This window comes from Lysobacter koreensis (assembly GCF_042677045.1).
GTDB classification, from domain to species: domain Bacteria; phylum Pseudomonadota; class Gammaproteobacteria; order Xanthomonadales; family Xanthomonadaceae; genus Lysobacter_K; species Lysobacter_K koreensis.
The window spans coordinates 511,106-524,034 of the sequence record NZ_JBHTIH010000003.1 but is presented as its reverse complement, the minus strand read 5'-3'; the positions used below and the strand labels follow the sequence as shown (position 1 = coordinate 524,034).

The window sequence follows — 12,929 nt, the reverse complement described above, 5'->3', positions numbered from 1 at the left end:
TTACCCGGTTCGTTTTCGTAGGAGCGGCTTCAGCCGCGATCGCATGCCTGACCGCCCACGGTCCGCGGTCGCGACTGAAGCCAGTGCAGCAGGTCGGGCGTCAACGCCCCGGCTCGTCGTTCCACAGGATCTTGTGCAGCTGCAACTGGAAGCGCACCGGCAGGCGGTCGGCGACGATCCAGTCGGCCAGATCACTGGGCTTGAGCTGGCTGAAGCTGGGCGAGAACAGCACGTCGCAGGTGTCGGGCAACCGGTGTTCGGCGACGATGCCGCGCGCCCACTCGTAGTCGTCGCGGCTGCAGACCACGAACTTCACCTGGTCGTGCGGCGTCAGCAGCGGCAGGTTCGACCACAGGTTGCGGTGCGCCTCCAGCGAGCCGGGAGTCTTGATGTCGAGCACGCGCGACACCCGCAGATCGACGTCGCTGATGTCGATCGCGCCGGAGGTTTCCAGCGACACCTCGTAGCCGGCATCGCACAGCTGCTTGAGCAGGCCGATGCAGCGCTTCTGCGCGAGCGGCTCGCCGCCGGTGACGCAGACGTGGCGCGCGCCATGGCGGGCGACTTCGGCCAGGATCGCGTCCGTCTCCCACCACTGCCCGCCGTGGAAGGCGTACGCGGTGTCGCAGTACTGGCATCGCAGCGGGCACCCGGTCAGGCGCACGAACACGGTCGGCCAGCCGATGCTGCGCGATTCGCCCTGCAGCGACAGGAAGATTTCGGTCAGGCGCAGGCGGTCTGGCGACGCGACGGCCGCCTCGGGAATCACGGTGTTCATGGGTGAATTTTAGCCCAGTGGCACAGCAGCCGCGGCATCGCCGTCCGGCGCTTGTAGCGCCGACCTCGGCCGTGGACTGCGTTGGTGCAGGACGATCCGAGCAAGCTCGGATCTACCCCATCCACCGGCTTTGTAGGTCCGAGCCTGCTCGGACTGCGCCCCGCGGGCGAAAAGCGATCCGAGCAGGCTCGGATCTACAACAGCCGGCCACCCACCGAGCTCCGATCAGCGCAGGCGGCCGAGCTGGATCGCGCTCAGGCGGTCGGAGGCGGTGCGCGCCGCATCGGTGCCGGGGTAGCGCGAGGCCACCGCGGACAGCGTGCGCTCGGCGGCATCGAGCTGCTTGAGGCCGAACTGCGACAGGCCCACCTTGAGCAGCGCGCCCGGGGCCTTGTCATGGGTCGGGTAGCGGTCGAGCAGCGCCTGGAACTGCTGCTGCGCGAGCTGGTAGTTCTGGGTGACGTAGTAGCTCTCGCCGAGCCAATACAGCGCGTTGGGCGCGTACACGCCACTGGGATACTGCTGCACGAAGGTGGCGAACAGCCGCGCCGATTCGGCGTACTTGCCCGCCTTGAGCGCGTTGAACGCGACGTCGTAGGCGCCGCGCTCGTCGGCACCCTGCGCCAGCGTGCCGGCATCGCCGTAGACGGTCGGTGCGCGCTCGGGGACCGCGGCGGCTGACGGAGCGGCCTTGGGTACCGGCGCGGCCGGCGTATTCGGACTCAAGGCGCCGCCCCCTGCCCCGCCTTCGAGCCGGTTCAAGCGGCCGTCGAGGTCGAGGTACTGGCTGCGCCCGGTCTGCTTCTGCTGCTCGAGCTGCTGGGTGAGCTCCTCGATCTGCGCGCGCAGCGCCTGGACCTCGCCCTTGAGCTGGGTGACCTGGTTGAGCAGGTCGACGTTGCCCTGGTTGTTGGCGGCGCGCTGCTCGAGTACAGCCACGCGGTCGGCGAGGCTGGCGCGTTGCGCGAACGCGGGCGCGGCGGCCACCAGGGCCGCCGCGATCGTGATTGCCAGAACTAGCTTGCGCATCGTTTCTACCGTCGCTTGGCGAGGCTCTTACTTGGCGGTGTAGATGATTTCGACGCGGCGGTTCTTGGCCCAGCAGTCCTCGCCGGACTCGGTGCAGACCGGGCGCTCTTCGCCGTAGCTGACCACCGTGACCTGGCTGCCGGAGCCGCCGTTGGCCTGGATCGCCGACGACACCGAATTGCCACGACGCTCGCCCAGGCCGAGGTTGTACTCGCGTGCGCCGCGCTCGTCGGCGTTGCCTTCCAGGCTCATGCGCGAGGACGGGCGGTCGCGCAGGTACTTGGCGTGGCAGGCGACGATCGACTGGAACTCCGGACGCAGCGCGTCCTGGTCGAGGTCGAAGTAGACGACGCGCTGGCGCAGGCAGGCATCGGTGTCGAGGTCGCCCGGGCCGTACATGCCCGGCGTGGTCGGACCGGTATCGGTCGCCGGCATGGTGCCGGTGCTGCCGGTGGTGTCGGTCGGCGGCGCTTCCTTGACCTTCTTGGAACAGGCGATGGCCAGGGTGCACAGGGCGGCGGTGATCAGGATCTTGCTGACAGACGCGGGGCTGGTGGTGTTCATGGTCGTTCCTCGACTATTCCGTGGACAGGGAGTGGGCTACAGGGGACGGCGCGACGCGGGATGGATCAACGAGGTGAGCGGAACGGCCCCCAGGCCGGTTCACGCACATCGCCATCGGCAAGCACCAGGCGCTGGCGCACGCGGCCGTCGGAAGAGACGGCGTAGAGCACGCCACGGCGGCCTTCGCGGGCAGCATAAAGGATCATTCCGCCGTTGGGCGCGAAGCTCGGGGACTCGTCCAGCGAGCCGGGCGACAGGGTGTTCCAGCGCGGCGAGCCGAGGCTGGAGTCCATCATCGCGATGCGATAGGTGTTGCCCGCGCCCTGCGCAGTGGCCACTTTCTTGCCATCGGCCGAGACATCGGCGCTGGCGTTGTAGCTGCCCTGGAAAGTCACGCGCGTGGCGCCACCGCCGCTGGCGCCGACCTGGTAGATCTGCGGCTTGCCGCCGCGGTCGGAAGTGAAATAGATGCGGCTGCCGTCGGCGCTCCAGGTCGGCTCGGTGTCGATGCCGAAGTGGTTGGTCAGCTGAGTCAGCGCGCGGCTGCCCAGATCCATCACGTAGATCTCCGGGTTGCCGCTGCGCGACAGCGTCAGCGCCAGGCGCCGACCGTCGGGCGAGAACGCCGGCGCGCCGTTGATGCCGCGGAACTTGGCGACCAGCTCGCGACTGCCGGAGCTGATGTTCTGGATGTAGATCGAGGAGTTGCCGCCCTCGAAGCTGACATAGGCAAGGCGGCCGCCGTCCGGGCTCCACGACGGTGACAGCAGCGGCTCGGGCGAACGCACCACGGTCTGCGGGTTGTAGCCGTCCGAGTCGGCGACCATCAGCGCGTAGCGGCTACCCTTGCCGAGGCCGGTCGCGGTGACGTAGGCCATGCGGGTGAAGAACGCGCCGCGCACGCCGAGGATCTTCTCGTAGATCGCGTCGCTGACCTGGTGGGCGACATCGCGCATCGCGTTGGCGCGCGCGGTCAGCGCGAAGCCGAGCAGGCGCTCCTGCTTGGCCACGTCGAACAACTCGTATTCGACCCGGTAGCTGCCACCGCCGGCGTCGAGTACGCGTCCGACCACCAGGTAATCCTGGTTGAGCGCGCGCCAGGTCGGGTAGTTGACCTCGCCGCCGCGCGTCGGGCGCTCGATCATGTCCTTGTCGGGCAGGCCACGGAACTGGCCGGAGCGGTTGAGGTCCGCGGTGACGACCTGCGCCACGTCGGTGGCCGGGGCGGCGCCGCCACCCTGATACGGCATCGGCACCACCGCGATCGGCAGCGCCGCGGCGTTGCCGCCGACGATGTCGATCTCCAGGCCTTGCTGCTGGGCGCTGGCGGCGAGGGGCAGCAGGCAGGCGAGCACGGCAGCCCACCAGGGAAGGGTTCGTTTCATCGGCAAGAGTCCCTCCGGGGGAAGCTGGACTGGGTGGATCTCAACAAGCGGGTGCAGCCGGGTAGCTGCGCGTGGCGCTGAAGCTGAACATTCTTAACAGCTGCTACGTGAACGTTTTCTCAAACCTGAATACCGGCGCGGCCGAGTCCACCGCTGGATCAGCGCATTCAGCGGTCTTCGGCACGGAAATTGAGGGTGAGGTTGCGCTGGAACACCGCCTCGAAGCCCGCGTACGGCAGTGGCTGGGCCTTCAGCACCGCGCGCTTGATCGACTCCTGGCCCTGTTCGTCGTAGGAGCACGGCGATGACACCTGGACGTCCATGACCTCACCGCCGGGCAATTGGCGGATGCTGAGCCGGCACGGCGCGCCCAGCGGCACGGTCTCCGGGCGCGTCCACTTGGACAGGATCGCCTGCTGCAGCGCGGCGGCGTAACGCGCCTGCAGACCGGTGTCGACGCCTTCGTTACCGGCCGGCGCGCTGGCGCCGGCGTCGGCGCGCGCGGCTTCCTCCGACGCGCTGCCGGCGCGCGCCTGCGCGATGCGCTGCAGCTGCGCCTCGGCGACCTTCGCATCGCGCGAGGCGAGCGCGCGACGGCGGCGGATGTCGGCGAGCTGTTGCTGGCGCTGCTCCTCCATCTGTGAAAGCCGTTGCTTGCGCTCGGCCTCGAGCTGGCGCTCCTGTTGGGTCAGGTCGACCTGCTGCTGGCGGCGCTGCGCTTCCTGGACGCGGGTTTCGATGGCCGGGGTCGGCGTGGGCTGGTCGACCACCGCGTCCTGGTCCTGGCTGTCGGGCTCCGGGATGAACTCCTGTGGTGCCTGCTGCTGCGGGGTCGGCGCATCCTGCGGCGCCGGTTCGGGCAGCGGCTGCGGCAGCGGCGCGGCGTCCTCGGGCTGCGGCTCGGGCAGGACTTCCTCGGCCGGCTCCGGGCGGTTGCGCAAGGTGCGCTGCATCGCCGCCGACAGGCTGCCCGAATCGAACAGCTCGGCCGACATCGAGCCCGCCGCCGCGGCCGGCGCCGCGCTGCGCGTCCACCACAGGCCGACGAACATCACCACGAACAGCAGCGCGTGCAGCGCCAGCGCAAGTCCGAATGCCTGCGCGGTGTCGGCGCGGGTTTCCCTCACTTAGCGGCGCCCCCACCGGAACTGCGCGGCAGGCTCATCAGGCTGACCTTGTCGACGCCGGCCTCCTTGAGCACATCGATCGCATCGGTCAAGGTCTGGTAGCTGGTGGTGCGGTCGCCGCCGAGCAGCACCTGCGCGTCCTTGTTCTGGCGCAGGATCGCGCCGACCTTGCTGCGCAGCGCCGCTTCGCTGACTGCCTCGTTGCTGCCTTCCTTGATTGCCAGGAAGTAGTTGCCGTCGGCGTCGACGCTGACCACGATCGGGTCCTTCTTCTGCTGCAGCGACTTGGCCTTGGACTGCGGCAGGTCGATGTCGACCCCGAGGTTGAGCAGCGGCGCGGTGATCATGAAAATCACCAGCAACACCAGCATCACGTCGATGTATGGCACGACGTTGATCTCGGCCTTGAGTTTGCGCTTGCGGTGGCGGCGCCCGGAAATCACGGACATGGCATTCCTCTCGTACTCGTAGGTTCAACGCCCGAGGCGGGCCGACTGAACAGTCCGCACCGGGATGTGCGGGCTCTTGCGAGGGACTCGCATCACCTTAGTCGTCGAGATGCGCCTGGCGCTGCAGGATCGACGAGAACTCCTCGGCGAACGCGTCGTAGCGCGTGGCCAGGCGCTCCGCGCCGGTGGCGAAGCGGTTGTAGGCCCACACCGCCGGGATCGCCACGAACAGGCCCATCGCAGTGGCCAGCAAGGCTTCCGAGATGCCCGGCGCGACGTCCTTGATGCCGACCTGCTCGGTGCTGGCGAGCAGCGAATGCATGGTCACCATGATCCCGAACACGGTGCCGACCAGGCCGATGTACGGCGAGGTCGAGCCGATGTTGGCGAGCAGCTCGAGGTTGTGCTCGAGGCCGTCGAGCTCGCGCGAGGCGGTGGCGCGCATCGCGCGCTGCGCGCCTTCGAGCTGCGCGCGGCTGTCGATGCCCTTGCGCTCGCGGATGCGGTTGAACTCGCGGAAGCCGGCCTCGAAGATTGCCTCGATCCCGCCGATGTCGCGGTTGCGCTCGGTCGAGCCGGCGTAGAGCTTGGACAGCTCGGCGCCCGACCAGAAGCGCTCCTCGAACTGCTCGGCCTCGCGCGCGGCGCGGCGCATGACGCTGCGCTTGCGGAAGATGATCACCCACGACGCCACCGACGCCACCACCAGCAGCAGCATGATCAGCTGCACCGGCAGGCTGGCCTTGAGCACCAGGTCGAGCAGATCGAGGCTGTTGGCCGGTGCGGCGAGCGCGGTCTGCGCGGCGTCGGCGACCGTGGTGGCGGCATCCTCGGGCAGGGCTTCGACGGTTGTTGCCTGCAGCGCGATTAGCGTGGACGTCATGCTTTCGTTCTCCGTGCCCGCGATCTCAGGTATGCGGGTTGTGTTCGAGGGCTTTGAGTTGGTCGTAAAGCGGTTGCGGGATCGCGCGCGGACTGAAGCCCCGCGCATCCAGCGCCGCGACCCGCACGCTGGCGGTCAGCAGCAGTTCGTCGCCGCGCCGGATCGCCTGGGTGAACACCGCGCTCGCGCGCCGGCATTCGTGCAGCGCGGCCGAGACGTCCAGTGCATCGTCCAGGCGCGCGGGTTTGAGGAAATCCAGGCCCATCGCGCGCACCGCGAACACCAGGCCGTGCTCGAGCCGCAGCAACTCCTGGCCGTAGCCCTGCGCGCGCATCCATTCGCTGCGCGCGCGCTCCAGGAACGCCAGGTACTGCGCGTGGTAAACCACGCCACCGGCGTCGGTATCTTCCCAATAGACGCGTGTCGGCCAACTGAACGCCGGCTTTCCGAGGTGTTGACCGTGACCGGCAACCCGTTGCGCTGGCGAGCGGCGAGCGCCTGCCGGGCGCTCACTCACCGCTGGTGTCCTCGACGAACAGCCCGGCGGCGTTGGCCTTCGGCTTCAGGCCGATATGCCGGTAGGCCTTGGCCGTGGCCATGCGTCCGCGCGCGCTGCGCTGCAGGTAGCCCTGCTGGATCAGGTACGGCTCGATCACGTCCTCGAGCGTGCCGCGCTCCTCGCTGAGCGCCGCGGCCAGCGATTCGACCCCGACCGGGCCACCGTCGAACGACTCGATGATGGTCCGCAGCAGGCGCCGGTCGAGCTCGTCGAAGCCCTGCGGGTCGACCTTGAGCATCGCCATCGCCAGGTCGGCGGTGTCGGCGGTGATGGTGCCGTCGGCGCGCACCTGCGCGTAGTCGCGCACGCGCCGCAGCAGGCGGTTGGCGATGCGCGGGGTGCCGCGAGAGCGCTTGGCGATCTCGGCCGCGCCCTCGGCCACGCAGCTGATGCCGAGGATCTGCGCCGAGCGGCGCACGATCTTGGTTAACTCTTCGGTGCTGTAGAACTCGAGCCGCTGGACGATGCCGAAACGGTCGCGCAACGGCGCGGTCAGCAGGCCGGCGCGGGTGGTCGCGCCGATCAGGGTGAACGGCGGCAGGTCGAGCTTGATGGAGCGCGCCGCGGGGCCCTCGCCGATCATGATATCGATCTGGTAGTCCTCCATCGCCGGGTAGAGGATTTCCTCGACCACGGGCGAGAGCCGGTGGATCTCGTCGATGAACAGCACGTCGTGCGGCTGCAGGTTGGTCAGCAGCGCGGCCAGGTCGCCGGCCTTCTCGATCACCGGGCCGGAGGTCTGGCGCAGGCCGACCCCGAGTTCGTTGGCGATCACGTGGCTCAGCGTGGTCTTGCCCAGCCCCGGCGGCCCGAAGATCAGCACATGGTCCATCGCCTCGCCGCGGTGCTTGGCGGCCTCGATGTAGATCTTCATCTGCTCGCGGACCGGCACCTGGCCGAGGTACTCGGACAACAGCTTGGGGCGGATCGAGGCCTCGATCGCCTCGTCTTCGCGGGTGGCGCTGGCAGTGATGATGCGGTCTTCGGTCATGGCTGGATTATGCGGGAGCGGGGAACGTGGAACAGGGAACGGGGAAGCAAATGCAGCAACCCGGTAGTCGGTTGCTTCCCTGTTCCCTGCTCCCTTTTCCCGCTGCTGCTGCCCCGCTAGATCTCGATCTGCGCCCCCAACTCCACCAACCGGTTGCCGGGGATACGGAAGAATCCGGTTGCCGGCGCGGCGTTGCGGTGCATGAACGCGAACAGCTTGTCGCGCCATACCGGCATGCCGCGGTGGCGACTGGCGACCACGGTTTCGCGGCTGGCGAAATAGGTGGTGTCCATCGGGTCGAAGTAGATGCCGCCGGCATCGCACGAGCGCATCAGCGCCAGCGGCACATCGGGGGTCTCCATGAAGCCGTAACGCACCAGCACCCGATAGAAGTCGTCGCCGATGCCTTCGATCTTCAACCGCTTCTCTTTCGGCGCATACGGCACGTTCAGCGTTTCCGCGGTCAGGAACACGTTGCGCTCGTGCAGCACCTTGTTGTGCTTGAGGTTGTGCAGCAGCGCGTGCGGGACCACGCCCTTCTGGCTGCTCATGAACACCGCCGTGCCCGGCACCCGCACCGGCGGCGCCAGCATCAGCCCCGGCAGGAAGCTGTCGATCTGGATGCCTTCCTTGCGGATCTCGGCGTGCAGCAACTCGCGGCCGCGGCGCCAGGTGCGCAGCAGGGTGAACACCACCAGGCCCAACACCACCGGCACCCACGCCCCGTCGAAGAACTTGACGCCGTTGGCGAACAGGAACGCGGCCTCGATGATCGCGAACACCAGGCACAGCGGCAGCACCCAGCGCCGCGCCTTGACCCAGGTCGCGCGCGCCACCAGTGCCAGCAGCAGGGTGTCGATCAGCATGGTGCCCGACACCGACACGCCGTAGGCCGAGGCCAGCGCGGTCGAGGTGCGGAAGGTCAGCACCAGCGCGATCACCGCGATCATCAGCGTCCAGTTGATGTAGGGGATGTAGATCTGGCCGATGGTGTCGCTGGAGGTGTGCTTGGTCGCCATGCGCGGGATGTAGCCCAGCTGCATCGCCTGGCGCGCGACCGAGTACGCGCCGGTGATCACCGCCTGCGAGGCGATCACCGCGGCCATGGTCGCGAGCAGGATCATCGGCATGCGGCCCCATTCGGGCACGCCCAGGTAGAACGGGTTCTTGGCGGCCGCGGGATCTTCCAGCAGCAGCGCACCCTGGCCGAGGTAGTTCAGCATCAGCGCCGGCAGCACGAAGAAGTACCAGCCGTAGCGGATGGGCTTGGCGCCGAAGTGGCCCATGTCGGCGTACAACGCCTCACCGCCGGTCACCGCCAGCACCACCGCGCCGAGGATGAAGATCGCACCGAAGCTGTGGGTGGCGAAGAAACTCACGCCCCACATCGGGTTCAGCGCCTGGATGACCTCGGGGTTGTGGGCGATGTTGAGCACGCCGATCGCCGCCAGTGCCAGGAACCACAGCATCATCACCGGACCGAACACGCGGCCGACCTTCTCGGTGCCAAACCGCTGGGTGGCGAACAGCACGATCAGCACGCCGATCGTCAGCGGCACGATCCAGGCGTGCAGTTGCGGGGCAACGACCTCCAGCCCCTCGATCGCCGACAGCACGGTCATCGCCGGGGTGATCACGCTGTCGCCGAAGAACAGCGACGCGCCGAAGATGCCGAGGATGCCGACGATGTAGACCGACTTGGAGCCCTTGGGCAGGATCCGTTGGCTCAGCGCCATCAGCGCCATGATGCCGCCCTCGCCGTCGTTGTCGGCGCGCATGATGATGGTCACGTACTTCACCGTGACCACGATCATCAGCGCCCAGAACACCAGCGACAGGATGCCCAGCACGGTGTCGTGATTGGCGACCAGGCCGTAGTGCGGCGAGAACGCCTCCTTCAGCGTGTACAGCGGGCTGGTGCCGATGTCGCCGAACACCACGCCGACTGCGCCGACGACCAGGCCGGCCAGGCCCTTGTTGCCGTGGTCGTTGCCGTGCGAATGGGTGGAATCAGTTGCGGAGGAGACCATGGGTGCTTGTGCTCGAAAGGCGGCCGGGCCGCCAGGAAACCAGCCGGGCAAAGTCAGCGAATCGCGGACTTTAGCGCCTTGCGGATGATGGCGGCGGCGTCGTCGCCGCTGGCCGTGGCATCGCGGGCCATGCGGGCCGCGTCGGTGGGCTTGTAGCCCAGTTGCTGGAGGGCGATCACCGCCTCGCTCTGCGGGTCGGCCGGGGCGCCGCTGCCGCCCAGCGTGACACCGCCGCCCATCAGGTCGGCGGCGCGGTCGCGCAGCTCGACCACCATGCGCTCGGCGGTCTTCTTGCCGATCCCGGGGATGCGGGTCAACGCGGTCACGTCGCCGGCCTGGACCATGCGCGCGAAGTCGTCGACCGACACCCCCGACAGCACCGCCAGCGCGATCTTGGCGCCGATGCCGGTGACCTTCTGCACGTCGCGGAACAGGCGGCGCTCGACCTCGCGCAGGAAACCGTACAGCGAGACGCTGTCTTCCTTCTGCGCGTAGTGGGTGAACAACGCCACCTCGCGACCGAGTTCGGGCAGGTCGTAGAACGTGCTCATCGGTGCCTCGAGCTCGTAGCCGACGCCGTTGACGTCGACCACCAGCCACGGCGGTTGCTTGTGCACGATGATGCCTTTGAGGCGTCCGATCATTCTGCTCGCTCCTGCTTCAGCCCCTCCCCTTGCGCAAGCAGGGGAAGGTTGGGAGGGGGTTGGTGGAAGCACCGGACAACTTCACGGGCGAGCAAAAGCACCGCTCCCCACCCCGTCCGGCCCGCCGGCATAGCCGTCGGGCGCTCTTCGGCGCGCAAGCCCGTGGCTCGCAAAAAACGCGCCTCTTCGCCCCCTGCTCCGCAAGGGAGGGAGCCAGGACCGGGAGCTTCGCGGAAGAAATCATGCCCCACGCCGCCGCAACTGGTTGATGGCGATGCCGGTGCGCGCCACCGTCGCACTCATGTGCGCGTGGGTCAGCGCCACCGCCAGCGCATCGGCGGCGTCGGCCTGCAACTTCACTTCCGGCAGGTTCAGCAGCAGCCGCACCATGTGCTGCACCTGCAGCTTGTCGGCCGCGCCGCGACCGACCAGTGACTGCTTGATGACCCGCGGTGCGTACTCGCTGATCGGCAGGTGCCGGCGCACCAGCGTCGCCAGCGCCGCGCCGCGGGCGTGGCCGAGCTTCAGTGCCGAGGTCGCGGACTTGTCCATGAACACGGTCTCGATCGCGACCTGCTGTGGCTGCCACGCGTCCATCACCCGCTCCAGGCCTTCGCACAGCAGCCCGAGCCGCGACGGGAAGTCCGCCGCATCGAGTAGCTTGATCGCCTCGCAATGCACGAATGTGCAGCGGCCGTCGGCGGCCACGTCGATGACGCCCACGCCGGTGCGCTGGGAACCGGGATCGATCCCGAGGATTCGGGTCATGGGGGCGACAGCGGAAAGCGGCAACGGGGAACGGGGAACGGGGAATGCAAGGGAGTTGCGAACGGCGAAAGACTCGCCTTGCAACGGACGACCAGCCGGTCTCGCCCACGATGCCGGCCGATGCGACTGCCCATCACTCCCGGTTCCCCATTCCCTGTTCCCGCCTTTGCCTACGCATACGCGTCCTGGCCGAGGTCGGCGTTGGAGTACACGTTCTGCACGTCGTCGAGGTCCTCGAGCCAGTCGAGCAGCTTGGCGACCTGCTGCGCGGTCTCGCCGGCCACCGCGATGTCGTTGTCGGCGCGGTAGCTGACCTCGGCCAAGTCGGCCTGCAGCCCGGCCGCCTCCAGCGACGCCTTGACCGCGGCGAACGCATCGACCGCGGTCAGCACGTCGATCGAGCCGTCGTCGGGGTACACCACGACGTCGTCGGCGCCGGCCTCGATCGCCGCTTCGGTGATCTTCTCTTCGTCGGCGCCGGGGGCGAAGCTCAGCACGCCGAGCTTCTTGAACATGAAGGCGACCGAGCCTTCCGTTCCCATGTTGCCGCCGAACTTGCCGAACGCGTGCCGCACCTCGGCCACGGTGCGCACCTTGTTGTCGGTCAGGCAGTCGACGATCACCGCGACACCGCCGGGCGCGTAGCCCTCGTAGCGGATTTCCTCGTACTCGACGCCTTCCAGCTCGCCGGTGGCCTTCTTGACCGCGCGCTCGATCACGTCCTTGGACATGTTCGCCGACAGGCCCTTGTCGATCGCGGTGCGCAGGCGCGGGTTGCCGCCGGGGTCGCCGCCGCCGGCGCGCGCGGCGACCGAGATCTCGCGGATGATCTTGGTGAAGATCTTGCCGCGCTTGGCGTCGGTGGCGTTCTTGCGGCCCTCGATCGACGGTCCCCTACCCATGTGTGCTTCCGGCGTTGTGCATTGGCGAGGCGGCGATTTTACTCTCGATTGCCGCGCCTGCGCCGGTCCACGGGGCGCGGCGCGGTGGGATCAATGGCGGAAGCGTCCGTCGCGGAAGAACGCGACGGCCTGGCGCACCGCTTCGGCCGAGAACAGAAAGCCGCTGTGGCTGGCGGCGATCACGACGTGGTCGGCCAGCCCCGCCAGGCGGGTCTCGGCGACGGCGACGCTGCCGTCGTTGTCGCCCTCGAAGTGGCCGAACAGGCGGCCCAGGCCGTGCGGCACGCGGCCGGCGATGGCGCCGACCTGCGCCCTGCCCGACCAGGCCGCGCAGCCGTTTTCCAGCAGCCCGGCGCTGCGGCCGAGCGTGGCCGCGGTCCAACGCCGCTGGCGCAGCCCGTGCGCGGCGGCGCTGCCGCACAGCGGCGAGCCGAGGCAGACCACGCGTTGCACCGGCAACTGCGGGTGTTGTTGCAGCGTCTGCAACGCGATCAGGCCGCCGAGGCTGTGTGCAAGGACATGCGCGTCGCCGCGCGCCAAGGTCGCGACCAGGCGCGGCAGCGCGGCGTCCGGACCGCCAACGACGCCGTGGTAGCCGAACGTCTCTGGCGCAAAGCCGGCCTCGGCCAAGCGCGCCGCCAGCCAGCCCATCGCCGCGCCGGGCATCCAGATGCCGTGCAGCAGGACGATGCGGGTGGTCATTGCTTGCAGCCCCTCTGCCCTCGGGGAAGGAGTTGGGGTGAGGGTCCGGCGAAGCGTCGGCAGTTCAACCAGTCGGACATTTCCATGCTCGAACACGCAATGGGCTTGAAGTACGGCG

13 protein-coding genes and 1 pseudogene are annotated in these 12,929 nt (G+C 68.6%); all 14 read right to left on the bottom strand.

What is annotated here, in order from left to right; translation table 11 throughout:
* Positions 1-100: 100 nt before the first annotated feature.
* The 14 genes and pseudogenes from queE to ACFQZQ_RS07690 all read right to left on the bottom strand — a co-directional run bounded on the left by queE (position 101) and on the right by ACFQZQ_RS07690 (position 12,811).
* Positions 101-778 carry a 7-carboxy-7-deazaguanine synthase QueE gene (queE, locus tag ACFQZQ_RS07755; protein WP_386812180.1) on the bottom strand — a complete coding sequence of 226 codons (678 nt, stop codon included), beginning with the start codon at positions 776-778 and terminating at the stop codon, positions 101-103.
* A gap of 225 nt (positions 779-1,003) precedes the next feature.
* Complete coding sequence (gene ybgF / locus ACFQZQ_RS07750; RefSeq protein ID WP_386812179.1) at positions 1,004-1,807, bottom strand: tol-pal system protein YbgF; 804 nt, start codon at positions 1,805-1,807, stop codon at positions 1,004-1,006.
* A 27-nt stretch (positions 1,808-1,834) separates the two neighbouring features.
* Positions 1,835-2,371 (bottom strand): peptidoglycan-associated lipoprotein Pal, encoded by a 537-nt coding sequence (pal, locus tag ACFQZQ_RS07745; RefSeq protein ID WP_386812178.1) that lies wholly within the window; start codon positions 2,369-2,371, stop codon positions 1,835-1,837.
* A gap of 65 nt (positions 2,372-2,436) precedes the next feature.
* Positions 2,437-3,756 carry a Tol-Pal system beta propeller repeat protein TolB gene (tolB, locus tag ACFQZQ_RS07740; RefSeq protein ID WP_386812177.1) on the bottom strand — a complete coding sequence of 440 codons (1,320 nt, stop codon included), beginning with the start codon at positions 3,754-3,756 and terminating at the stop codon, positions 2,437-2,439.
* A 167-nt stretch (positions 3,757-3,923) separates the two neighbouring features.
* A complete protein-coding gene (tolA, locus tag ACFQZQ_RS07735) occupies positions 3,924-4,883 on the bottom strand; it encodes a cell envelope integrity protein TolA (protein ID WP_386812176.1) in 960 nt (319 codons plus the stop codon).
* A complete protein-coding gene (tolR, locus tag ACFQZQ_RS07730; RefSeq protein WP_386812569.1) occupies positions 4,880-5,326 on the bottom strand; it encodes a protein TolR in 447 nt (148 codons plus the stop codon). Before tolR ends, tolA begins: the two co-directional genes overlap by 4 nt.
* Before the next feature lie 103 nt (positions 5,327-5,429).
* A complete protein-coding gene (tolQ, locus tag ACFQZQ_RS07725) occupies positions 5,430-6,215 on the bottom strand; it encodes a protein TolQ (RefSeq protein ID WP_386812175.1) in 786 nt (261 codons plus the stop codon).
* Positions 6,216-6,240: 25 nt separating this feature from the next.
* A pseudogene (gene ybgC, locus ACFQZQ_RS07720) lies at positions 6,241-6,657 on the bottom strand (tol-pal system-associated acyl-CoA thioesterase); the annotation flags it as partial.
* Positions 6,658-6,724: 67 nt separating this feature from the next.
* Positions 6,725-7,765 (bottom strand): Holliday junction branch migration DNA helicase RuvB, encoded by a 1,041-nt coding sequence (gene ruvB / locus ACFQZQ_RS07715; protein ID WP_386812174.1) that lies wholly within the window; start codon positions 7,763-7,765, stop codon positions 6,725-6,727.
* A 116-nt stretch (positions 7,766-7,881) separates the two neighbouring features.
* A complete protein-coding gene (locus ACFQZQ_RS07710) occupies positions 7,882-9,795 on the bottom strand; it encodes a potassium transporter Kup (protein WP_386812173.1) in 1,914 nt (637 codons plus the stop codon).
* 53 nt (positions 9,796-9,848) lie between these two features.
* Positions 9,849-10,439 carry a Holliday junction branch migration protein RuvA gene (ruvA, locus tag ACFQZQ_RS07705; RefSeq protein ID WP_386812172.1) on the bottom strand — a complete coding sequence of 197 codons (591 nt, stop codon included), beginning with the start codon at positions 10,437-10,439 and terminating at the stop codon, positions 9,849-9,851.
* 240 nt (positions 10,440-10,679) lie between these two features.
* Positions 10,680-11,207: a crossover junction endodeoxyribonuclease RuvC gene (ruvC, locus tag ACFQZQ_RS07700; protein WP_386812171.1), complete on the bottom strand. Its 528-nt coding sequence runs from the start codon at positions 11,205-11,207 to the stop codon at positions 10,680-10,682.
* A 170-nt stretch (positions 11,208-11,377) separates the two neighbouring features.
* Positions 11,378-12,109, bottom strand: coding sequence for a YebC/PmpR family DNA-binding transcriptional regulator (locus tag ACFQZQ_RS07695; RefSeq protein ID WP_386812170.1), 732 nt, complete (start codon positions 12,107-12,109; stop codon positions 11,378-11,380).
* Positions 12,110-12,199: 90 nt separating this feature from the next.
* A complete protein-coding gene (locus ACFQZQ_RS07690) occupies positions 12,200-12,811 on the bottom strand; it encodes an esterase/lipase family protein (RefSeq protein WP_386812169.1) in 612 nt (203 codons plus the stop codon).
* Positions 12,812-12,929: the final 118 nt, after the last annotated feature.